This window comes from Bacillus sp. AFS029637 (assembly GCF_002584985.1).
GTDB lineage: Bacteria > Bacillota > Bacilli > Bacillales > Bacillaceae_G > Bacillus_A.
Genome location: NZ_NUPZ01000019.1, coordinates 18,389 through 40,735, shown reverse-complemented (window position 1 = coordinate 40,735; position 22,347 = coordinate 18,389). Strand labels below are relative to the sequence as shown.

The window sequence follows — 22,347 nt, the reverse complement described above, 5'->3', positions numbered from 1 at the left end:
CATAAGAGGCTCATTTTTTCTTTTTTGGGGCCTTTATTTTTCTTAAGTTGATGGGCATGTGGCAGTAACCTATAATAAAGTTGTTTAAATCTTGTTCAACTAAAGCACCCGTTAGTCCAATAAGAAAACATTATCTATGATTATTAAAGTGGCCCACCTTCAAAACCAATAGGCCATCCATTTTCTTTAAATTTTACTTTATACTGAAACTCAAAGTGACCATCATAAATAAAAGTTAAACTAAACCCTGAAAATATATAATCGTCAAAATTAACCATCTTTCCAAAACATATTGTGGATAGATAGTAGTTCTTCATTTCTTGATTAGGGAAGAATTTCTGTAAATATTTTAATGCACAACTTATATATAGATGGAGTTCATCGAATATTTTTTCTGCCATTTCGATAATCTCCACATCGGGATTTTCATTATTCCCTTGAATAATAATACCCACATCTTCCCATTCTCCGATATTAATACTATAAAACCACCGTTCTTGAATGAGATACTTCTCATTTTCGTATACAGGGGGATTAACTAGGTTTAATTTTTTCACCTCATCTTTAGTTAACGGTTTATCAAGAATAAGTTTTTTATGCAAAATTTCTTTGATATTAGAGACAATATATTTAGATTTGTTTAATTCTAAAGAGTCCATTTTTCACCTCATAAATTATAAAATAAAGTAAACTCCCCCATAATTATATCACCAGTTATCAGTACCGTAAGGATGATCTAGTTTTACACGTATTTCGGCTGAACGCCAATAAGATATTCATAGTCTGCTGCACAATACATTCTGATAAGATGGTGGATTGAGCAAGAAAAGGTTATTTGAGCTATTCTTAATAACGTTTGCTTTACTATTCCTTCATGTAAGCACATTTACCAATGAAAAATTGAACAACAAAAATGGATTCGAAATATCACATTTTTTCTTGCCCTGTCAGTAGTAATTTTAGTATCACTATGTATAGGTTACTTTTAAAACCTTACTTCCGAGAACGAGAATTATGTAAATGAGCTGTCCAAACAGGTAGCTTATTGTATTTTTTGCTTAGCGTGGGGGTTTTCAAAAATGCTGGCGATACCCCATGCCCATCAACTTAAGAATTTTATAATGCCCCCAAAACAAAAAAATTGCTCATTTTCTCCTGAAGATGTCAATTTTCTCGTTTTGGGGTATTTGTTTGTCTTAGCTTGATTGTGATGTGGTTCTACCCCGATTATAGATAATAAGAACTTATGAGTTGGCGAGATGATACCAGCATACTTACCAATCTTGCTAAACGAGCAAAATAAATATGAGTATGCATGTATAATTTCTAATGGTAAATTAGTTAGCTTCACATATAAAAAATTAGATTTTACTTTGTTAACCGTATGAAAATCTACTTTTAAATAAATAAAAACCTGAATATTAAGTGGGGATAATTCTGTCAATCTACACCACTCACAAAAAACAGATTAAATATCATTTTGAATTGGATCTGTTTTTTATTAACAGAAGATATCTTCTGTTAACAAAAGATAAATAACTTGAAAATTTTAATTCTTTTTACAAATAACTCACAAAATTAACATATTTTAGATTTATTGTTATATATGTTGATTATTTTATATGGATAGTTTTTTTATAATTATTACATGACAGGAGGTTTTTAAATGGATATGGATACTTACTATTGGGAAATGGTAAAAAAGAACATTGGTGTCTATTCAAAAGCAGAACAAGAATGTCTTAGGGATAAAAGAGTAATTATCTTTGGATTAGGGGGAGTAGGGGGTTATGAAGCCATCCTTTTTTCTAGAATGGGGGTTGGACATATTACAGGGATCGATCCAGATGAATTTGAAATATCTAATATAAACAGACAAATGTTAGCGCTTTCTAGTGTGGTAGGAAAGCCAAAAGCAAAAGTTGCTGAACAAGTTGTAAAAGATATTTATCCTTATATCTCAACAAACTTTATACAAACAAAAGTAGATGAAGACAACGTGGTGGAATTAATGAAGGGTCATGATATTGTGGTAGAAGCAGTGGATGATATGCCTTCTAGAGTCATTATACATAGAACAGCTAGAGAATTAGGGATACCAAGTGTAGGTATGTCAGGGAGTCCTCCTACAAGAGGATTTGTTTCTACATTCTTTCCAACTGGGATTCCATATGAAGAGGCGTTGAATGTTTCTGTTGTAGGATCCATATTAACAGATTCAAAGTTAAGGCAGCAAATTGCTGATATTAAGAAAAAAAGAGCATGGTATTCGGTTGATAAAGGAGCGCCTGAAGAGTGGGCGAAAGATTTTTGTGAGGGAAAAGTAGGCTGGATTATTACTCCTATGCGAGCACATCTTTTATCGTTATTTAGCTTTCATGAAGCGATACAAGTTTTAACTGGTCGTGAACCTTTGGCTAGAGCACCAAAGGGCATTGTTATAGATGTAGATAGTCTCACACCTGTCCAGATAAAAGAAGCACCAGAAAACGGTTGGGATTATGCAACATTATAAGGGGGAAGCAAAATTGTTCACTGAAAATTTAAATAAACGAAATATATATGAAGAAAGCTTTACACGAAATATTGGTGTAATTTCAATAGAAGAACAGAAAAAATTGAAGAATGCTCGTGTTACTGTAGTTGGTGCTGGGGGAGTAGGGGGGATTACGCTTATCCAGTTGGCACGAATGGGGATAGGGAATCTTCATGTAATTGATCAAGATGTTTTTGAAGCGAGTAATATTAATCGACAAATGCTTAGTTCTATAAGTAAGTTAGGAAAGCCAAAGGCACTTGTGGCTCTAGAAACCTTAAAAGACATTAATCCCCTACTACAGGTGAAAATAACACAAGAGTTTGTTACAGAAGATAACGCAAAAGATCTGTTAGCAAATACAGATATTATTATAGATGCAACTGATAATTTGGTAGCAAGGGTTATTATTCACCGTATGGCTCAAACTTTAAAGATTCCTTCTATTTGGATTGCTGTTACACCACCCTTTAGAGGTGGCGTCATGTCATTAACCCCTGAATCTGTACCTTATGAAATTGCGTTAGGGTATCCATCTTATCAGCAAGAACTAACGCTTGAGATGCAAAACAAAATTCATGGTTTAAAAGATGGACGTGCTCTGAATTCTATTAAACATGGTGCAGATGAACAGTGGGCGAATAGCTATATAAATAAAGAGCGACCATGGGCTGTACTATCTCCTGTTGCAAACATTATAGGGATTCTAGCAAGCTTTGAAGCATTTAAGTTCATTGTAAATCGAGAAGATTTACAACCTATTATCAGTCCAAACCTTATACAGATTAACCTCTCACATCCAAATATGGTACAGGTATGTGAACCTGAAAACGGCAGTTGGGATTATACAACTTTATAGAAGAGGTAAAATATATGGTTTCTTTTCTATTGTTAGGAATTATTTTTATACTTGCTTTGATTGTTAAAGATTATGCACTGGCTATTGCAGCAAGTTTATTAGGTGTGTTATTTGCTATGGGACAAAAAGCTATCTTGCATGCTATTCAGCAATATGCTTTTCCAATTGGCATTTTCTTTCTCATGTTATTTCTTTTAGTTCCCATTACATCAGGGAAGATTTCTAGTGATAACATAATGAAGTTAATTACTTCTCCAATTGGGTGGGGATCGATTTTAGCGGGGTTTATAGTGTCGTTTATAGGAGGAAAAGGAGTAGGGGTACTACCGATGAATCCAACTATATTATTGGGTGTTTTAATAGGTACTTTGATGGCTGTATTGTTTACAAAGGGATTACCAGCGGGGTTAATTATTGCAGCTGGAATAATAGCCATCATTTCTATGAAATGAAAGGGATTTTAAAAATGAAAAAGAATTGGAAATCTATAAGTTTAATGGGTATTTTTTTCGTTCTTTTACTGTCTAGCTGTTCAAATCATCAAGAAGTTTCAAAGGGGACAAAAACTTCTAAAATAATAAAAGAAGAATATAAAATTCCACTAGAAGACGAAACATTATTTTTACTTCATAAAAGTGTAAATACAAAAAAACAATATACATCAGACGAAATCATTTTGTTTTTAGAACCATTTAGTGTTCCTACTGCAGCAGCTTTTGATGTATCAAAATATTCATGGATGGATGAGTATGCAAAAAAAGGATATGATACGTGGGCAATGGATTTTAGAGGGTTTGGTCAATCTTCAAGGCCAAAAGAAATGTCAGAAGCGCCTAACTTAAATAAACCAGTCGTTCATTTAGATGATGCAACAAAAGATTTAGAAACGGTTGTGAATTGGATTAAAAATAAAAGGAATGTAAAAAAAATTCATCTTGTTGGCTGGTCATACGGGGGAGTGGTAGCTGGAAATTATGCAATATCACATTTTGATGATGTTAATACACTTGTTTTATATGGGTACATGCATGGGTTTACGCTTCCAATGATGACAGAGCCCTTTGACAATCCGTTACAGCAGGGGGAATTCAATCCTCATGCACCCTCTTATCAAACTGTAGACTTTGATAAAGGAATGCATCACTGGCATATGATGATGGGCGAGAAAAAAATTGTCACAAATGAAGCTATGGATTCTGTAAAAGATGTATTTCTTCACTCAGATCCAATTAGCGAGAAAAATAATGGCATCATTCGTCGACCAATGGGGCCTCTAGAAGATTTATATTCTATTTGGAATAACCGTCCTTTATATGATGCATCTCAGATTACTTCTCCTGTGCTGGTTATTTATGGAGAAGATGATTTATTTGCCGATAGAGATATGCTATCGAAATTAACTGGGACTAAGCAAAAAAAGGAAGTTGTGATTCCTAATGCAACACACTGGGCAGTATATGAAAAAAATCATGATGTTCTATTTAAAGAAGTATTGAATTTTATAGAAATGAAAGAAGGAAAAAAGGGATGAACAGAGATATAACAATCTTAGATGCTACTTTACGAGAAGGGGAACAACAATGTGGTGTTCGTTTTTCAAAGAAAGATAAAATTACGCTGGTTCATATGCTTGAGGATTTTGGAATCCGGTTAATTGAAGTTGGACATCCTGGAATTTCTCGTGAAGAAGAAGCGGTTTGCCGAGAAGTTGCGGCTGCTGCAGAACAAGCTGCTATTTTAATGCACGCTCGAGCGAGAAAAGAAGAAGTTCATGCTGCATATCGAGCAGGAGCTGATTGGGTAGGGATTTGGGCATCTATTAATCCGATTTCTTTACAAACCAAGTATACAAATCGATCAAAAGATTATGTGATGAATCAAGTGAAACAAGCGATTGAAGAAGCTCGTTACTTAGGCATGAAAATCCGATTCACAATTGAAGATGCTTCCAGAACTACTTGGGAAGATATTTCTTACCTTGGAAAAATCGCATATCAAGCGGGAGCAAATCGAATTAGTTTAGCTGATACGGTGGGAATTTGGGAACCTAATGAGTGTGCAACCATAGTCAAGAAAGCGGTTGAAACATTCCCTTGTGAAATTGAAGTACACCTACATAATGATTTAGGACTAGCACTAGCGAATGCTCTTGCAGCTATTGATGCTGGGGCTTCTGTCATTGATGCAACTTTATGCGGGATTGGTGAACGGGCTGGGATTGTTGATTTACTAAATTTATCTGTTCTGTTATCACAAAAATATAATCAACACTTTCAATTAAAAATGATTCCAGAATTAACACAATCTCTTCAATTGGCTACAGGTTGTAAAGTCGATCATTGGAGACCTATTATTGGAAAAAATATTTTTACACATACAGCACCTTATCACGTAAAAGCTGTGAATCATAATGTTTTAGCATATGAAGGAGTTCAACCTGAAATGATAGGAAGAGTGAGGAAGATCCAACAAAAACGGGTAGAACGAAAAGGCCCTCGCCTTTCAAAGAATTTACGCGTCAGTAAACCATTTGTAAAAGGGGCATCTGAACTTTTGTATCATAGGGATGGGCCAGGAGAACGATGGGTGCAGATGGATTATAGAACAGATGAGCGTGCTTCATTCTATGTAATACAACGTATATTCTGTAATCAGCATATGGACGAAAACTTGGAAGGTCATGTGGATTATCATGCACATCATTGTGATAGTGCTTTTGTATTTTGGGGTAATAACATAGATGGTACAGGGCTTATATGTAAAGTGGAAATCGAGGGAGACGTGCAAACCATTGAGAGCCCTGCATCTGTTTTTATTCCATCAGGTTTCAAACATAAATACAAGTACCTTTCAGGTGTAGGTACATACACAAACATTGTACTAGCCCCTAATTACAATTCAAGCTTGTTGGGGTAGCACCACACATCCATCAACTTAAAAATTTTGACTATTCTTGAAATTAAAAGCGCGTTACTATTTTCTTATATTAATGAGAAAGGGTGACGTGTTTTTTATGAATATGCATCAAAAACAAGAGTTTTCTTTATTTGCCGAAGAGTTATATCGATATATGTCTCCCACCACACTTAATCAATTAGCTATAGAAGCAGGTGGAATGAAACGAAAACGTAAGTGCCACGGGTACCACCTCTTATCTTTGTGTGTATGGTTAAATCAACAAATCGCTACTACCTCTCTTACTCAACTTTGTAGTCAATTAGAAACTTCAACAGGAATTTTATTAAGTCCATAGGGACTCGATCGACGATTTAACTCGTCTTCTGTAGCCTTTTTTCGAACTGTATTTACTACACTTCTACAAGCTAAAATTGGAGGAGCATCTAAAATTTCTCATTCTCTTTCTTCTTATTTTGAGCGGATTCTCGTCCTTGATTCTACAACCTTCCAAATTCCAGATCGATTCCGCAACTACTTATCCTGGTGCCGGAGGATGTAGTCATACAGCTGGTGTGAAAATTCAATTAGAGTATGACTTGTTGAGTGGAAAATTTTCTGATGTGGAAATTGAACCAGGAAAACGAAGTGATCAGGCATATAGTGCAACTCGAACGGGCATGGCACAAAAGAATGAACTATATATTCGTGACTTAGGATATTTTCGTTTCCAAGACTTTAAGTCTATTCAAGATAAGCAGGGATATTATTTATCACGTCTTAAGTTACCAACTAAAATATATAAAAAAGAATTTGAAACAGTGGTATTTAAAACAAAACCCGCTCAATTGAAACCGGTATATATACAAATTCATTTGGAAGACATCATGAAACAATTACAACCTGGCCAAGTATATGAATTACATGATGTATATGTAGGGAGTTACTCGCATTGTGGTTTATAGATGTACCGAGGAACAAAAACAGAAACGCCTACGCGATCGAGCGATTCGCGAAAAGAAAAAAGGGATTAAATATACAGAGCGTACGAAACTTTTACAAGGAATTACGGTATATATGACAAATATTCCTACGGAATGGGTACCAAAAGAGAAAATCTATGATTTATATTCACTACGCTGGAAAATTGAGCTGTTATTTAAAGTATGGAAATCTTGGTTTCAAATTCATCGTTGTAAATCTATTAAACAAGAGCGGTTAGAATGTCATCTTTATGGTCAACTCATTAGTATTCTATTATGTTCTTCTACTATGTTTAAAATGAGGGAACTTCTGTTACGTAAGAAACAGAAAGAACTAAGTGAATATAAAGCGATGTACATGATTAAAGATTATTTCTTACTTTTTCATCAAGCATTACACAAAAACACCCAAGAATTATCAAAGGTTCTCCTTCGTCTGTTTAACCTCCTACAGCACAACGGACGAAAATCTCATCGATATGAGAAAAAGACAGTCTTTGATATTTTGGGTGTTGTTTATGAGTATACCACTTCTACTCATCAGGTAGCATAGTAAAAAAATTGAAACCCGTCAGGGTTTATTTGATATGCCCACTTTTATAAAATCTATAAAAGATAATAAAAAACTATATGGAAGGACCGTATTTTGTATAAAAATATACCTTAAGTTGATGGATGTGGGGTAGCATCACATCGCTATCAAGCTAACGGAACAGGTTACACCAAAAACGTCTCCATACATTCCCTTTCAAATTGAAAAATATCTTGATTAATCATTTGACGGAAGTATCTATCCATTTCTTTTGCTGAAACATTGTTTCTATTTTGTAACCACCATGTACTTAACGTTGTAATTATACCCGAATGGAATTCGATAATTAACTCAATTGGTATCGTATGATTTTTACAAATTCGATGAAATTCTTGATTTTCCTGTTTCTTTATTTCAAAAGTTTGATAATGTATTAAATTTAAAAATTGTTTATCATTCATTTGCGACTCTACTATTTTACCGATTTCTTTGTGATGTAAGAATTGTTCTATCACTTGAAATGGCTTAGTTAATCGTTCTAAAAGTGGTATTTTAAAAGCTTCCTCTTGATATTTTTTAAGCCCAAATGCCAATAACGCATCTTTATCTTCAAAATGTTTATAAAATGTTGTTCGATGCACCATCGCAAGATCACAGATTTGGTTGATAGTAATGGAACTATATCTCTGTTTTGATTGCGTCATTAATTCAAATAAAGACTCCCACAATAATTTATGTGTACGTCTAATACGTAAATCCAGCTGCCCCTCAGTACTTTTCATCTACACTTCTCCTTTTCTGTAGATTAAGTATACAACTACTCTAAAATGATTCTCCCTTTTTTTATCTACACATGTATATTATATTACGTATGATACTTTTGTATACAAAAGTATCAAGTGGAGAGACAAAAGTAGATGGAAAATCAATAAATGAATATTATGACCACGAATACTACAAATAGCAAAATCGATATGTCTAATATTAGACATACACCAAGTTTAATTGCATTAACTTTAAGCGTAATATTCGCATTTTTAAACGAAACTTTACTTGGTAATGCTTTAACTGTATTAATGATGATACATTTCGTTCTATGCATGCTTGCCAAAAATAATTTGAAAATAGAATAGAAGATTTGTGAATTATAAGGACCATGATGACTCATTATAAGTAATTTATAATTGGCTTGAAAGCGTATTTTATGTTAAAGAGAGGTTTTCCAATGATAAAAGTAACTCAATCTTCAATAGAAAAGGCACGGATAGAATATAAAGTATTGAGGGAAACAAGACACACAAAAGCGATATTATTTCGTTTATATGAAGACGCTGGCGATAAAATCGATAGGCTTTCTATTATACGCACTTACCCTAGTGAGGCATTTGCTGTTGCAGAAAAAAATGCTCCACACTTATTTGAGCAGGGGGGATTCATCAACTATTTTATATAACAGAATAACTTTTGATAATTCTAATTTATGTAATTATTCCTTTTCTAAAAATGAATAGTTTTTATGGGATATATTTATATCGTGCTTTAGATTCCGAAGAGAATACTATTGATTTTTATCTAAGTAAATCAAGAAATCCTTGGCCTTTTCGTATATTTCTAAACCTGGTGTGATAACAGCAGATAAGAATCCTGCCTACCCTGTAGTGAAGCAAGAGTTGAGCGAAGAGAGAAGGCATATAACTAAGGTAAGTTAGATATCTTAATAATATAGTGGAACAAGATCAGCGCTTTATTAAGAAACGTGTGCGTCCTAAAAAGAACAGCTTGATTTACGGTATCAGTCTGTCAAAAATCAGAAAGGCTTCATCCATTACTTGTTTGGTCTAACAGCATAAAATACAATTCCGCTAGAAATATATGCGCTATATTCTCTTTTATTTTATCTTTGCACCAGAACCGAATATTAATAAAAATATTTTTTTGAATGTATAAACTAAAAAATAGGAGAGGAATATCAATTTTATGAAATCGACTAAACTAACTACAAAAGATTTCCTCGCATCACTTACCAGGCTATTAGGAAAATCTAAGAGAACGCCTGAAGGAACCATGCAATCAATAATGAATATTTTAGAGCTAAAAGATTCTTATACAAAAGGACACAGTGAAAGAGTAGCTAAGTATACACTGATCCTTGCTAAAAAAACTAATAAATATAGTGAAGAGGACCTGATTAAATTTTATTTTTCATGTTTATTACACGACATCGGTAAGATAGGAATATCGAACGAAATCTTAAATAAAACCTCTTGCCTGACAAATGATGAATATAAAGTTATGAAAACTCATCCAACAGTAGGTATAAATTTAATTGAAAACTATTCTTTAATTGAAGGATATGAGGCTGTAATTCGTTCTCATCATGAGAAATGGGATGGGAGTGGTTACCCCGATGGATTAAAAAATAATGATATTCCTTTATGTGCTAGAATTATTTCCATTGCAGATGCTTTTGATGCTATGACATCCACAAGACCTTATCGAGTTACATTATCTCCAGAAGAGGCTTATAAGCAAATTATTGAAGGAGCCGGTAATCAATTTGATCCTGAATTAGTAGAAGATTTTAAAATAGTGTATTCATCATGGGTTGAAATTCTAGAAGATAGTAGCGATTGAGATTATTAAGGGTATATTTACATATATTCACTTTGATTGTTTTTTTCTTATTTTGTAAATCAAGTCGGAAGAGGGCACCCTAGGGTGTCTTTTCTTTATGGGGGACTGACGCATGTCCATAAACCTAAGATTTTGAGGTATCCCTAAGATGAAAATTTTTATCTCTGTATTTATTTATAAGAATTAAGTTCATTATTTGTTTTTGGGAATAATTAATTGTTCAACTTGATGGCGATGCGTCAGTATCCCATATACAATTTCTATTTATTGTAGTTTAAATATACAACAAATAGAAATTGAATCTTTATTCTATTGGAAATTACATATATAAAATAAATGATGAGTGAAAATAATTTAATAAAAGGAATGATTATTTTGATAAATTTAGATGGAAAAGTAGCAATTGTAACTGGTGCAGCTTCTGGTATTGGTAAAGCTACTGCAAAAAGACTAGCAAAAGAAGGAGCAGCAGTTGTTGTTGCAGATTACAATGCTGAAGCTGGTGAAAAAGTAGCAGAAGAAATTCGTGCTGAAGGTGGGAAAGCAGTTGCCCAAAAAGTTGATGTTTCCAACGAAGTAGAAATAAAAGCAATGGTTGAACGTGCTATTAATGAATTTGGTAAACTAAACATTCTTCACAATAATGCAGCTGCAACTGGAAATAATGATATTGATGGTGATGTTGTGCATGTAAAAACAAAAAATTGGGACTACATCATGGCAGTGAATTTGCGTGGCGTTATGCTCGGTTGCAAATATGCTATCCCGGAAATGATTAAAGCCGGTGACGGGGCAATTATCAATACTTCTTCTGGTTCCGCTTTGTCAGGTGAATACGGAAGAACGGCTTATGCAGCATCAAAAGCTGGTATATTAGCTTTAACGCGTTCTGTTGCAACGCAATACGGTAAACAGGGAATCCGTTGTAATGCTATTCTTCCGGGGTTAGTATTAACCCCGGCTTCAAAGGGTGCATTTACGCCAGAAATGTTAGGCTTACTTGAAGAAGGCCATCTTACACCATTTGTTGGTGAACCAGATGATATTGCCAATATGGTTACTTTCTTAGCTTCTGATCGGGCACGCTTTATTACTGGACAACAAATCCCTGTAGATGGTGGTGCGTTAATTACATCAGCTGCAACAGGGATTTTAAAACATGAAATCGATAAAAAATAAGGTAAAACAAAAAACAAGATGTTAAAGTGAAAATGTACCCTATAAAAGGGACAGTTTAATAAAAAGACCTTTAAAAATTAGACACTTAAAAGATGGTTCCGAGTATTGTACCGGAGCCATCTTTTTGAGTGTCCATTGTTAACGATCATATTTATAATCTTCCATCTTGGCCCAGATAAAACAACTTGAAGAGGATCAAACTATCCTTAGTTTTCGCGAACTTGTATCTGATCCTGGAAGAATTGGATTAGATAGTTTGTTACAAGAAATAGAAAAGCTCCGAATTGTACGAGATATACAGCTTCCATCAGATTTATTCTCCGGTGTTCCACCTATCAAATTTTGACACCAAATTTAAAAGGATTTAATCATATTTTTTCTTCTTAATAAATATTTATCGTTGTTCTAAATCTCTTATATAAGATTTTACAGCTTGTAATAAGAATTCTTCCTGTCCCATACCTGCATTTACTGCCATTTGCACTATTTTTTGCTTAAATTCATGTTCTATATGAAAAGTTAATGAATCTACATTACTTTTAAAGTAAATACCTTCTAAATGTGGAAGTATCGTGCTGGATTTCATATGAGAATGTAAGTATTTAATCTCTTCTTGAAATTGCAATGGCTCTACTTGTAATACGAAAGGTTTAATTTCTAATCGGATAGTATCTGATGAAATATTCAATCGCATATTTTTGACTACATTTTCTTAAGAAGACGAAATCTTTTACGGAACTTTTGAATAAGCTATTGCCGCAATTATCGCAACGACCGCTAATTCTATCAGGGAACTCTTTGTATTCGCATATTTTGTTGTATAGGATTGTACTTTATTTTTTTTAGACTTGAATTGTGGCATATCATTTTGTTTCTTGAAAAAACGTGAAAAAGCATCTGCGAGGTTTTTCAATGATGATTGAAGAGCGGTACTATCTACTTCTTTTAACCAAAGCGAATCTTGTCGTTTTTTTAATTGCGTAAGCTGTGCGGAGATAATAAAGTTGTTTTAAAAATTATCAAGACCTAAATTGTAAAAAGTCATAAAAAATAAAGGGTGATACATATTAGTCATATATAATATGTATTACCCTTTTATTTCTTGCTCAGTAATCGCTCCCTTTAATGGAATAACAAAAATATATCCCTTCTTCTTGAACTAACACTCACCAATACTTGAATATGACAAATCTTATTTTATAGGTTCTCCAGAGACAATATGCCAATCAAGGTGTTTAGAATCTTGGTATTTTCCTAAGTTAGTTATTACCCTACATGCCCCGTGTTCGGATGTCACTTTAGCAGCAACTTGTTTTATCACTTCTAATAGTTCAAGCGATAAGTCGTTATCATTTTCATCTAATGTAATTAAAAAGGAAATTTGTTTCTTTGGTTTGGTAACAATATGAACTGGAAATGGATCTTATTTATTTGGTAAGATGGGCTAGGTAGTTGAACAAACAGCAATTTGGCAAATTAAATACTAACTGTGATGGAAGTCTAATGTATTATTTATCCTTTTTGGGGAATTTGTACGGTAAGTATTATTTTTGGGGAGAGTGAACTGATGAAAGCAGAAAAAATATTAATTGTAGAAGATGAGCCAACTATTTCAGATTTAATAAACCTAAATTTGAAAATGGTAAATTATGAAACTATCCAGGTTTACAATGGAAGAAACGCTTTAGAATTAATAGAAACGGAACAATTTGATTTAATACTTTTAGACGTTATGCTTCCAGAAATAGACGGGTTTAGCCTACTAGATAAAATAAAGCATAAGGACATACCTGTAATTTTTTTATCAGCTAAATCATCCATTATGGATAAGGTTAAGGGTCTTAAAATGGGAGCAGATGATTATATAGGAAAACCTTTTGAGTCTATAGAACTTTTGGCAAGAGTTGAAACAGTTTTAAGACGTTACAGTAAAAAAAATAACGCCATAAGTTTCGGGAATTTAGAAATATATATAGAAGAAATGCTTGTGAAAAAAGATGGTAATAGTATTGATTTAACTCTAAAAGAATTTGAGCTTTTATGCCTTTTAATACAAAATAAAGGAATGGCTTTATCTAGGGAAAGAATTTTAGAAAAAATTTGGGGATATGATTACCTAGGGGAAACTAGAACTGTGGATATGCATATTCAAAGGATTAGAAAAAAACTTGATTTAGATGAGAAAATTAGAACGGTCCATAAGGTCGGGTATAGATGGGAGACTTAAATGAAATTTTGGCATAAAATATCCATATATTCGTCATTGTTATTTTTGGTAATATTTAACTTTGGTGCGGTTTGTTTAATACAAAATAGTCATAACTTAAACTTAAAAAGAGAGATTGATAGATCATTAGATGAACATAGAAATATTTCGACAGGAATTAGTTATTATAATACGATTTCAAATAATTACTTATATGTTGAGTCTAAAAATATAGTTAAGGCTGACTATAAAGAAGTTATAAAAAAATATTTAGAAAAATTGAATTCAAAGAATAATTATTTAGAGATAGTAGACAAAAATAATCATGTAGTTTTTAGTAACCTAGATTTTACGGTTTCACAAGATAGAGAAGAGTTAACAAATGCATCTCTCGATAAAAGAAAATACATTATAAGAGATGTAGAAAATAAAACATTATTATTTGTAACTAGTTTAATAAGTATAAATGGAGAAGATTTGAAGTTTTCATATGTTCGTGATGTAACATATATTTATGAATATAAAAAAGAACAATATAATTTTTATATTCGATTATCAATCAGTATAACTATAATTTTAGCTATTGGCATGTATATGTTAAGTAGGTATATTACAAGGCCCATAGAGAAGCTAATAAATATAACCCAAATAGTATCAAAGGGTAATTATTCAAAAAGAGTAGAGATTGATTCTAAAGATGAAATAGGTATTTTAGCAGAAAATTTTAATGAAATGGCAGCTGCTGTTGAACAAAAAATCAGTGAACTAGAAATGAAAGCTGCAGAAAAACAAAGGTTCATAGATAATTTAACTCATGAATTAAAAACACCCTTAACTTCCATAATTGGATATGCAGATTTTCTTCGCTTAACTGCATATAATGAACAGATATTTATAGAAGGGCTAAACCATATATTTAAAGAAGGAAAAAGGTTAGAGGAATTATCCTGGAAAATGATGGATTTAATGTCGCTTGAAAGAGAAAAATTTAAAATGAGAAAAGAAAATATAGGAGATATATTATTTGATATAAAAGATATATTAAAGCCTAGATTAGAGAGTAAAAGTATCCACTTAATGATTAGCGGTGAAGATTATGAGGTAGTTGTCGAAAGAGATTTAATTAGAAATTTCATTTGTAATTTTATTGATAATTCTATTAAGGCTTCAAAAGAAGGTAGCAATATATACTTACATGTATATAAAAATAAGGAAAATAAAACTGTACTTGAAATAAAAGATGAAGGTATAGGAATTTCAGAAGAAGATTTATCTAAAGTTTTTGAAGCCTTTTATATGGCTGATAAATCAAGAACTAGAGCTAATAATGGAGTTGGATTAGGACTTACAATATGTTCTGAAATAGCAAAAATCCATGAAATTGAATTGAAAATGGAAAGCCAACTAAATAAGGGGACAATTATAAGAATAACATTTACCTTGAATTCGTGATGAAAGTTCCTAGCATTTTGTTTGCTGCCTTATGATTTTACAACTATGTTACAATTCGTAGATTGTTTCTATAAGGGTATGATGTATTATTCTAACTGTAGCAAACAAATCAAAGGAGAGAAAATTTTATGAAGAAAAAAGGAATCATTGCATTAGGTTTAATTGGAGCATTAAGTATTAGTGGTGGTGCTTTAACTTTTGCACAAGTATCAAAAAATACAGTACCAAAGAACGAAGTAATGACGGAGTCAAGTACTGCACAAGTGAGTAATAAAGATGAAACCTATAAAAAATTAGCACTAGATGCTTTTAAAAAGTATTTTAATGTAGATGTAATGCAAAATAGTAAAGGGTTAAAATTTGAAACAATAGATAATCCTGAGACGCTTGCTGTAATGTGGGTCGATAAAAGTAATATTATGGTATATGATGCTATAATAGATAAAAAAACTAATAAGATAATACGCTTAGCATGTTTTCCAGAGGATCCTAAAAATGAAGATTATCAAAATCTTTCTTATGATACAGCGAAAGATATAGCAGATAAATTTGTTAAAGATAATAATTTATTCGATAATAAAAATTATGAGTTTTTAGAGAAGGAAAGCATTAAGACAAATTCAAATTTGGATAAAAAATCTCCAAGCTATGTTTTCCATTATAATTGTAATGGAGAAGACTGGTCATTAATTGTAAATAAAGATCTCAAGAAAGTAGATCTATTTCAGAGCTCCCCCGAAGGAGAGATCGGAGTGGGATTGGGCTAAAAGTAGATTTTCATTATGTTATAAAGAGGATGGAAGGTATTGTAATAATTTCAACTTGGGTAACGCACAGTTCAATATTCCCAAAGTTAGAGTATTATGACAGTCCAAAACCTTCAAGGCCTGACCGGCACCACCATGTGTAAAAATGCACTTGGCTTGTGAATCTCTATGTTCCCTACTGGAACTGCGGGTCACGGGCCTTACTTTTTTGGTAGGATAAACTCTATCCTAAACCGACCTATTAATGATCAAATATCTGACGGCCGTCCGTTATGTGGGAGGTATGCCATAACTTTTTGTAAACATCTGCATAAGTTACTTTCAGCTGTTCTCTAGTTGCTTGTTTTCTTCCTCCCATTTTTTGTTCTTCCTTTTTAGAGGTAGTCATAGAAGCTAAAGTGGATTTATTATCTTGGATAGTTGTTTGGTTCATCATAATCAGATTTGTTATTCTTGCTTTTATAACAAGAAATGTGAAAAGTAAGATCCCTCAAAGTTCAGCTATCCAATCCATAGTTTGGAGGATAGTGGGAACCTCAGTTTTTTGGATGGTGAGTATCTTCCTTATTGTATGGTGGTTACTTCCTAGATTTTTGTGAAGAACTGTACTTAAACAAACGGGCACGATTGTGGAGCAACATAAGTAGGAAGTGATCAAACCTTTTTATAAAAGAATGAGTCAATAAAAAATAATAAGAGCGTGTTTTAATAAATCTATTTTTTACAAAAAAACGCTTTTTTCTATATTCGTTCATCAAGATTATTAGTAGCAATTTGATCAAACATTATTTTAAAGCAACACGTAGCTTCTTGTTTTAGTTTTGTAATTGGCTCAAAAAAGAAGGAATCGTTGCCGTACCCCCTTAACGTAGGAAAATAGGCTTTTTATCTCCCGAAAAATGTCTTATCGTGAATTTTATGTTATTTGGTTGGCGGGACCCCATGTATGGTCGAAAAAATAGAGGTGAGTGCTATGAAAAAGTTATATAGCGGAAATGGAATATTAATAGTTATAACGATTATTCTATTAATTACATGTATTATCTTTGTGTATAATCCACTTGTTTTCTCAAATTCTATAAAAAGCTTTTAAAAGAATTAGGATATATAAAACCAACCTAAGAGTAAAGTGTTTTGGATTAGTTCAATCAATAAAGGTAATGGGTATATGATAGGAAGCTACAAGACAATCGGAGGTTACTTTACGCTTCCTATCAAAGGTGCTCTTTCTATTCCTAAAACCGGTCCTTGGAGCCTCTATAGCTCATTAATTAAATTCTATCTTATGTTAATAATGCGACGGACTAAAGTAGTAACCCTGTGGTTACCCCATATAAACGAAAAAACTCTTAAAATATTTGATATCTTTAAAAATGAGCACACCCACTTTATACTTCTTTTTCAAATAACTAAATTTATAATGGAAAAATAAATTATAAGAAAGGACTGAAATTACCCAGATTTATGAAAAAAATAGTTATTATTTCAGTCGCTACGATTGGAATCGGTATCAAATCCTTCACTTATTTCGGTTTGAGATCTCCACTACACAATGAAGCGAAAGCTGTTGAAACACAAAAACATGATGAACATCCAAAAGAAGAGATTCCTGCCTTTCCGAAAGCAGCAGATACAGCAAAAAAAATAGATGAGAACTTTCTTCTTGTTACAAATCCAGATTCACCCCTTGTATTAGTAAATAAACATCGTAAATTACCAGATGGCTATATACCAAAAGATTTAACTAAACCAAACGTTCCATTTACATCTCCAAAAGATAAAGAAAAAACATTACTTCGTAAAGATGCTGCCACTGCTCTTGAAAAAATGTTCCAATCTGCAAAAGAGCAAGGTCTAGAGCTTACAGCTGTATCAGGTTATCGTTCATATAAACGACAACAATCCTTACATAATACGTATATCAAACGTCAAGGAAAAGCTAAGGCTGATTCAGTTAGTGCAGTTCCTGGAACGAGCGAGCATCAAACAGGGCTTACAATGGATATTAGTTCAGAATCTGCAGAATATCAATTAGAACCGATTTTTGGAGAAACAGAAGAAGGAAAGTGGGTAGCAGCACACGCCCATGAATTTGGCTTCGTTATTCGTTATTTAGAGGATAAGACAGATACGACAGAATATGCATATGAACCATGGCATCTTCGCTACGTTGGCAATCCATATGCTACATACTTATATCAAAATCACCTAACATTAGAAGAAGCAATGGGTGAAAAAAATAAGTGAACCATAAAATATACCCTATAAAATAGACACTTAAAAAAATCTATTCTATAGAGTATTTCTTGTATAAGGGGTCCCGCCCCAACGCTATCAACTTAAGAAATTGATTGTTCCCAAAAACGAAAAAAATGAGCTGAATTCTCATAAATAACTGTAAAAAGGTAAAATTCTCGTTATGGGAGTGTCTTAAAATCTTAGCTTGATGGGCATGTATGGTGCCCCCTATTTCAAAGAAGTACTTATCCACCCCCCTCTTACAATCGCTTATATATATCTGCATAACTCACTTTTAATTGGTCACGTAGTTTCTTATTTTCATCTTCTAATTTTTTCATGCGTCGTTTTAAGGAAGCGATGATGGCATCTTTATTATCGTCACTGATTTCTCTTTTTACCTGCTTCGGAGTAGGTACTTGTAACTGTTGCTGACGGAGCATCTCAATTCTATCTCTCAGCTCTCCTGTTTTGTAAAGCGTTGCTTTTGATACACCAGCTTCTTTTGATACACTGTTAAAATTAATCCTTTCATTTGCCCGTATGAGCCTTTTAATACCCTTATCCACCTTTTGGTAGGTAGATGCCTTTCTAGATGCATGAATTTTTTTTAAGTGTTCTTTACGATCGTAGTGTGTCACGCTAAACACCTAACTTTCTTTTCATTCGTTCTTGTCTACCAAAAATAATATTACCGTTTTGAATAGTAATCAAAATTTCCTCATAACGTTTTAAATTTCTTTCATACTGTTCTATCATATCATTACGACCTTTTTGTTTTGCTACTTCCATCGTTTTAGATGTTGTTTTCAAAAGTAACTCGTATTTCTGTACATCCAGTTCAGAAAATCCAATAGCTAAGTCCTTACAAGGACTTCCTCCATTACATGTAAGGCATGGTGGCTCTTCCATATGAGGACACTTTCCATTTAAACGGGCGTGACACGTTCCATAAGGGTTATCCATCGCATTTAGTTTATGATCCTGCCATAACGCATTTAATAAATCATTCGGAATGTCTTCACCAGCCTTAATTTCTTTTACTTCATCGTTGAAATTAAAACTGAATACCCCTTGATTAATCACAGATTCAAATACTTTTCTCTTTGTATCGTCTAATAACTTTGCATATGTCAATGTCATTTCTGGGGAGGCGTGTGCTAATAATTCTTGGACGGTTAGTATATCTGCACCACCGTTTAACATTTTCATGGCAAATGTATGTCGAAATTGATGAGTTTTAAAATGAAACAACTTACCATTTTCATCAACGATTTTTGCTTCTCTTGCTAATTGATTTAATTTATCTCCAACATGCGATTGGTCAAAAGGCCTTCCTTTTCTAGAGCCACGATAACATATAAAAATAAATCCTTCGGGATTATTGTCTTGATTGCTATTTTTCAGTGATTTTTCAATTAAAACAGCAATTATATCAGCTAATTCATCGTCAATAGGGATACGATGTCCTTTCACGTTAGTCTTCTCAATATCAGTCACAATAGAGTATTGACCATTTAAAATATGTAAACAATCAGACGTTAAACCCAATATATCCGAAATTCGTAAGCCTGTTTTAAATGCAATCAAAATGATAGGAATTATATCTTTATTTAAAAGATCAAGGTTAGCAAATAATTGTTCCAATACACAGTCTGGGATATAATCAACTTGATCTAATGGTTTTTTTCGAACTTTCGGAATATCTTCTCGGAAAATTAACATACGTACATTCGCTTTAGGCGCCATATCGTATTCATAACGTTGAATATCACTTAAGAATTTCGAAACTATAACTATGGACTTATTAATATACCCAACAGGATCTGCATTCTTTTTCTTTAAATTGCTCGCACTGTATTGTCTTAGCCATTGAATATATCCTTTTATATGTGTTCGTTTTAATTCTTTTAAACTTCTCCATGTAGGTTCTATAGAAAAAATATAATGAAGAAACTTTGGTAAATATAGCATGTAATTCATTGCCGTAGACCACCTAAAGTTATTTCCACTTAACAATCGTAGTTTAATATATTTTTTTACTTGCTCACGGATATTTATATGATCGATTTTAGTAAAATCAATCATATATGTATTACCACTTTTATTGTAGTCAATTCCATATTTTTTATGTAAAACCCTAACATCCCAACGCTCTTTTTCCCATTCCTCACGATTATCTGTTAATATAAATAACTTTGAATATAAAAGACGTAAAAATCCTGCTGTTTTGCTTTTTATATTATAAGATGGCACACCATATTTTTCTAACATGCGAGTAGTCTTTTTTCCATTTTCATTGAGCCAGAATATCCATTCTTTTTCCACCTTTTCAATTTCTAAATCAAGCAACGAGGAGAGCTTTGGATATTTTTGATTAATAAATGCTATTAATAATCTCAAAGAGTGTTGAATTCCACCAAATGCAGTGTTTATATTCCATTCCTCATTAAAGATACGTCGATAAAATATATACTTCACCTCTAAATTAATTGATGAATTAGCAAACGAAAAACAGATCTTTTTAGACTTTTTTAAATTCTTATAGTTAGATGCTAATTCGTGAAATTGTTTTATTTCGCCTAAGCGTTCGACATTCCATTTATCATTAACCAAGAAATACGGATCTTGAATCTGTTCTATCGTTACTGAGCCATCTTCATGAATACTCTTCTCCGGATATGTTGATAACTCTTGCTGTAATTGCTCATGTAATCTTATCTCTTCCGTAATTGCCTGTTGAGTACGTTTCATGGTTTTACTCCTTTCTTGCTTCTTTATTTATTTTGAAAGCTTCCTGTGCTTGTTCCCAATCCTTTCGAATATCTTCATCAGAAGGATGGAGATATAAATTCATAGTTGTTTGAATCTGAGAATGTCCCAAACGCTCTTGTACCTGCTTAATATCCTTTGTTTCTTGATAGTATATTGTGGCGTGTGTATGACGAAATAAGTGAGGGTGAACAGCTATCCCAGTTTTTTTTCGCAATCGTTTAAATAAGGCTTCCACATCTCCATATGTCATTGGTTTACCCGCATTTACCCCACGCAATTTTACAAACATAAAATTTGTATCAATCTCTAATTCATCAAGAATCTCATATTGATAATCGTCATATAAATCCATGAGAGATTGTGATATAAAAATCTCACGTTCACCCGTTTTCAATTTTGCCCCGTTTGTTAATTCTCCACGATAAGATAAGCGAATTTTATGTCCCCTATGGTTAAATTTAAAATCCTCCATAAATAAAGAAAGTGCTTCTCCAATTCGCAGACCTGTTTCAAATAATAACTTTACAAGAAAGAGGTCTCTTATATTCGTTGTTGCTAGTACAATTTTTTCCACTTCACCTTTTGTTAGTACTTGAATTTTTTTGCGCGGCTCTTTAACCTTTAATACATTCCTTACAGCTAGCTTGTTTTTATTAATGTGATGAAGAAAGCCCTTATATCGTTTATTTCCATTAGTAAATACTTGTCTCATTAACTTCTCATTCATATCTTTTGACAGCTCTTCAGTACGATAAAGAAAGTCATAAAAGTTCGTTACTACTGTAATTGTAAGATTTACTGTTTTCTCGGTTCTCCTCGCCTTTACAGATTGAATAGATTTCACTTTAATACTTTCATACGGATTTCTTAGCCAAGCTACAAATTCTACCAAGTTTTCGAACTGTATCTCTTTATAACCTTTCTTTGCTTCTTTTAAGTATGTAAAATATTGTTTTAATGCATAACAATATGTTTTTTGTGTGTTGCTACTTTTACCTGTTGTATCCAAATACTTCAGATATTTTATCACCACTAACACAGGGATACCTTCGTCATCTATTAACATGTATCTTTTTCCTTGTTCTAAGATAACTTCTTGTACACGCACGTCATCCCCCCCTTTTGGGTATTCAGTTTAAAACTTCGCAACAATTCCAATATCGTCATATATCTACCTATTATCCTAAAGGTATTTCAAGACTGAATATTCTGTACATATTAACCATAATCCTCTATGTCTGTATAAAAAATGTATTTTATAAAAAAAAGTGGATACTATGCTCTATATTGA

At 32.8% G+C, this 22,347-nt stretch carries 17 protein-coding genes and 8 pseudogenes; 16 read left to right on the top strand and 9 right to left on the bottom strand.

The genetic code is table 11. From position 1 onward, the window contains the following. Positions 1-143 precede the first annotated feature (143 nt). Positions 144-659 carry a hypothetical protein gene (locus tag COE49_RS08340; RefSeq protein WP_098945850.1) on the bottom strand — a complete coding sequence of 172 codons (516 nt, stop codon included), beginning with the start codon at positions 657-659 and terminating at the stop codon, positions 144-146. A gap of 157 nt (positions 660-816) precedes the next feature. On the opposite strand from COE49_RS08340, the pseudogene COE49_RS27985 reads away from it, so the two are divergent. From COE49_RS27985 to COE49_RS08310, 7 genes and pseudogenes are all read left to right on the top strand, one after another. After that, positions 817-989 (top strand): annotated as a pseudogene (locus COE49_RS27985) (DUF3963 domain-containing protein). A gap of 677 nt (positions 990-1,666) precedes the next feature. Next, positions 1,667-2,515 carry a HesA/MoeB/ThiF family protein gene (locus COE49_RS08335; protein WP_098945849.1) on the top strand — a complete coding sequence of 283 codons (849 nt, stop codon included), beginning with the start codon at positions 1,667-1,669 and terminating at the stop codon, positions 2,513-2,515. A gap of 13 nt (positions 2,516-2,528) precedes the next feature. After that, positions 2,529-3,395, top strand: a complete 867-nt coding sequence (locus COE49_RS08330; protein ID WP_098945848.1) for a HesA/MoeB/ThiF family protein — start codon at positions 2,529-2,531, stop codon at positions 3,393-3,395. A gap of 14 nt (positions 3,396-3,409) precedes the next feature. Continuing rightward, a complete protein-coding gene (locus tag COE49_RS08325; protein WP_098882594.1) occupies positions 3,410-3,847 on the top strand; it encodes a DUF441 family protein in 438 nt (145 codons plus the stop codon). 14 nt (positions 3,848-3,861) lie between these two features. Further along, entirely contained in the window at positions 3,862-4,926 is a 1,065-nt protein-coding gene (locus COE49_RS08320) for an alpha/beta hydrolase (RefSeq protein WP_098252191.1), read from the top strand. After that, entirely contained in the window at positions 4,923-6,311 is a 1,389-nt protein-coding gene (locus COE49_RS08315; protein ID WP_098945847.1) for a homocitrate synthase/isopropylmalate synthase family protein, read from the top strand. Before COE49_RS08320 ends, COE49_RS08315 begins: the two co-directional genes overlap by 4 nt. A 97-nt stretch (positions 6,312-6,408) precedes the next feature. Then, positions 6,409-7,826, top strand: a pseudogene (locus COE49_RS08310) (IS4 family transposase). Positions 7,827-7,990: 164 nt separating this feature from the next. Here COE49_RS08310 and COE49_RS08305 read toward each other — a convergent pair. Beyond that, entirely contained in the window at positions 7,991-8,587 is a 597-nt protein-coding gene (locus COE49_RS08305) for a TetR/AcrR family transcriptional regulator (RefSeq protein ID WP_088232732.1), read from the bottom strand. A 150-nt stretch (positions 8,588-8,737) separates the two neighbouring features. Between COE49_RS08305 and COE49_RS08300 the strand changes: the two are divergent. From COE49_RS08300 to COE49_RS08280, 5 genes and pseudogenes are all read left to right on the top strand, one after another. Next, a pseudogene (locus COE49_RS08300) lies at positions 8,738-8,884 on the top strand (MFS transporter); the annotation flags it as partial. Between the two features lie 146 nt (positions 8,885-9,030). Beyond that, positions 9,031-9,258, top strand: coding sequence for a hypothetical protein (locus COE49_RS08295; RefSeq protein WP_098945846.1), 228 nt, complete (start codon positions 9,031-9,033; stop codon positions 9,256-9,258). A 68-nt stretch (positions 9,259-9,326) separates the two neighbouring features. After that, positions 9,327-9,655 (top strand): annotated as a pseudogene (locus COE49_RS08290) (DDE-type integrase/transposase/recombinase); the annotation flags it as partial. A 166-nt stretch (positions 9,656-9,821) separates the two neighbouring features. Next, a pseudogene (locus COE49_RS08285) lies at positions 9,822-10,439 on the top strand (HD-GYP domain-containing protein); the annotation flags it as partial. 375 nt (positions 10,440-10,814) lie between these two features. Then, the gene (locus COE49_RS08280; protein WP_098882642.1) at positions 10,815-11,618 is read left to right on the top strand and encodes an SDR family NAD(P)-dependent oxidoreductase; all 804 of its coding nucleotides are present in this window, start codon (positions 10,815-10,817) and stop codon (positions 11,616-11,618) included. 394 nt (positions 11,619-12,012) lie between these two features. On the opposite strand, the pseudogene COE49_RS08270 reads toward COE49_RS08280, so the two are convergent. The 4 genes and pseudogenes from COE49_RS08270 to COE49_RS27975 all read right to left on the bottom strand — a co-directional run. Beyond that, a pseudogene (locus COE49_RS08270) lies at positions 12,013-12,321 on the bottom strand (helix-turn-helix domain-containing protein); the annotation flags it as partial. Next, positions 12,269-12,445: a DUF8096 family protein gene (locus tag COE49_RS28450; protein WP_395941434.1), complete on the bottom strand. Its 177-nt coding sequence runs from the start codon at positions 12,443-12,445 to the stop codon at positions 12,269-12,271. The gene COE49_RS28450 and the pseudogene COE49_RS08270, both read right to left, overlap by 53 nt. Continuing rightward, a pseudogene (locus COE49_RS27980) lies at positions 12,403-12,612 on the bottom strand (hypothetical protein); the annotation flags it as partial. The pseudogene COE49_RS27980 and the gene COE49_RS28450, both read right to left, overlap by 43 nt. Positions 12,613-12,810: 198 nt before the next feature. Beyond that, positions 12,811-13,035, bottom strand: a pseudogene (locus COE49_RS27975) (HIT family protein); the annotation flags it as partial. Between the two features lie 150 nt (positions 13,036-13,185). On the opposite strand from COE49_RS27975, the gene COE49_RS08255 reads away from it, so the two are divergent. The 4 genes from COE49_RS08255 to COE49_RS08225 all read left to right on the top strand — a co-directional run bounded on the left by COE49_RS08255 (position 13,186) and on the right by COE49_RS08225 (position 18,290). Next, entirely contained in the window at positions 13,186-13,845 is a 660-nt protein-coding gene (locus COE49_RS08255; protein ID WP_098945844.1) for a response regulator transcription factor, read from the top strand. Beyond that, positions 13,846-15,276, top strand: a complete 1,431-nt coding sequence (locus COE49_RS08250) for a sensor histidine kinase (RefSeq protein WP_098945843.1) — start codon at positions 13,846-13,848, stop codon at positions 15,274-15,276. It abuts the gene before it with no gap. Between the two features lie 128 nt (positions 15,277-15,404). Continuing rightward, complete coding sequence (locus COE49_RS08245; protein ID WP_098945842.1) at positions 15,405-16,043, top strand: hypothetical protein; 639 nt, start codon at positions 15,405-15,407, stop codon at positions 16,041-16,043. Between the two features lie 1,464 nt (positions 16,044-17,507). Further along, positions 17,508-18,290 carry a M15 family metallopeptidase gene (locus COE49_RS08225; RefSeq protein ID WP_098945839.1) on the top strand — a complete coding sequence of 261 codons (783 nt, stop codon included), beginning with the start codon at positions 17,508-17,510 and terminating at the stop codon, positions 18,288-18,290. Positions 18,291-18,541: 251 nt separating this feature from the next. On the opposite strand, the gene COE49_RS08220 is transcribed toward COE49_RS08225, so the two are convergent. Genes COE49_RS08220 through COE49_RS08210 form a run of 3 tightly spaced genes read right to left on the bottom strand, consistent with a single transcriptional unit; the run spans position 18,542 to position 22,164 of the window. Beyond that, positions 18,542-18,922 carry a DUF6262 family protein gene (locus COE49_RS08220; protein WP_098945838.1) on the bottom strand — a complete coding sequence of 127 codons (381 nt, stop codon included), beginning with the start codon at positions 18,920-18,922 and terminating at the stop codon, positions 18,542-18,544. 1 nt (position 18,923) lies between these two features. Next, positions 18,924-21,035 (bottom strand): tyrosine-type recombinase/integrase, encoded by a 2,112-nt coding sequence (locus tag COE49_RS08215; RefSeq protein WP_098945837.1) that lies wholly within the window; start codon positions 21,033-21,035, stop codon positions 18,924-18,926. 4 nt (positions 21,036-21,039) lie between these two features. Next, positions 21,040-22,164: a tyrosine-type recombinase/integrase gene (locus COE49_RS08210; protein WP_098945836.1), complete on the bottom strand. Its 1,125-nt coding sequence runs from the start codon at positions 22,162-22,164 to the stop codon at positions 21,040-21,042. Positions 22,165-22,347 lie beyond the last annotated feature (183 nt).

Coding starts and splice junctions, on each gene's coding strand:
- COE49_RS08215 (WP_098945837.1), bottom strand. CDS start 21,035: ATGAAACGTACTCAACAGGCAATTACGGAAGAGATAAGATTACATGAG.
- COE49_RS08335 (WP_098945849.1), top strand. CDS start 1,667: ATGGATATGGATACTTACTATTGGGAAATGGTAAAAAAGAACATTGGT.
- COE49_RS08305 (WP_088232732.1), bottom strand. CDS start 8,587: ATGAAAAGTACTGAGGGGCAGCTGGATTTACGTATTAGACGTACACAT.
- COE49_RS08225 (WP_098945839.1), top strand. CDS start 17,508: ATGAAAAAAATAGTTATTATTTCAGTCGCTACGATTGGAATCGGTATC.
- COE49_RS08255 (WP_098945844.1), top strand. CDS start 13,186: ATGAAAGCAGAAAAAATATTAATTGTAGAAGATGAGCCAACTATTTCA.
- COE49_RS08250 (WP_098945843.1), top strand. CDS start 13,846: ATGAAATTTTGGCATAAAATATCCATATATTCGTCATTGTTATTTTTG.
- COE49_RS08340 (WP_098945850.1), bottom strand. CDS start 659: ATGGACTCTTTAGAATTAAACAAATCTAAATATATTGTCTCTAATATC.
- COE49_RS08325 (WP_098882594.1), top strand. CDS start 3,410: ATGGTTTCTTTTCTATTGTTAGGAATTATTTTTATACTTGCTTTGATT.
- COE49_RS08295 (WP_098945846.1), top strand. CDS start 9,031: ATGATAAAAGTAACTCAATCTTCAATAGAAAAGGCACGGATAGAATAT.
- COE49_RS08320 (WP_098252191.1), top strand. CDS start 3,862: ATGAAAAAGAATTGGAAATCTATAAGTTTAATGGGTATTTTTTTCGTT.
- COE49_RS08245 (WP_098945842.1), top strand. CDS start 15,405: ATGAAGAAAAAAGGAATCATTGCATTAGGTTTAATTGGAGCATTAAGT.
- COE49_RS08315 (WP_098945847.1), top strand. CDS start 4,923: ATGAACAGAGATATAACAATCTTAGATGCTACTTTACGAGAAGGGGAA.